Source organism: Vibrio sp. 1580, from assembly GCF_033340055.1.
In genome coordinates this window covers 1-698 of record NZ_JAWOVT010000295.1, presented here as the reverse complement: position 1 = coordinate 698, position 698 = coordinate 1, and the positions used below count along the sequence as shown (strand labels likewise).

The 698-nt window shown below is 46.4% G+C and carries 1 pseudogene; it reads right to left on the bottom strand.

Features of this window, described 5'->3' with window-relative positions:
- Positions 1–698 (bottom strand): annotated as a pseudogene (locus R7093_RS25625) (GGDEF domain-containing protein); the annotation flags it as partial.

Sequence of the window (698 nt, the reverse complement as noted above, 5' to 3'; positions counted from 1 at the left end):
AGTTGGTTTTTGCTGTAGCTTAAACGCTCTTGTAGGGCCTGTTCTCTCTCTTCCGTCATCGTGAGGCGCTCGGTCAACGAGGCCATTTTTGCCAGTAATGGAGCGACTTCTTGTTTGAGTTGTGCTAAATCCTGTGCTTGGTCGAGAGATTGTTGGCTGAGCTCAACCAAACCATTCATTTCCGCATTCAGCTCTTGGCGATGCTCAAAATAAGTATGGTGTTGATCGACGTTTTGATGGACGGTTTTGAGGTTACTCGCCAGAGCAGAGTTTAACTGATCGAGAAATTGGCTTGATGCTTTGCGCTCAAACTTAGTTGCTTCGACGACTAACTTTAGAGTGCTTAACGTCAGCTCGATTAAGGATTCTGCATTCACGCCAAGCAACAGTTTTGCACGAATATCAAGCAGTCTCTCGCCACATTCGCCTTCAAAATCAAGTTCTGTAATCGTATGTTGCAGATCGACGGCGAGGCATTCTAGTTGAGATTTGTCTGGGTTGTTTTCGAATTCGCTGAGTTGTAAACGTGAGTTCGAAGTGATGATTTTAATCGCGCGTTCGTAGATGCTCAGTAGACGGGTAGCTTGATCGACTTTCTTCCCTGCGTGTACTTCGGAGAAGCTCATTAAGTTGCGCAGTTCGCGTTTTAACTGCGCTGGCAAACCCGTAACACGTTGGAGTGTCTCACCGCTGTGTTT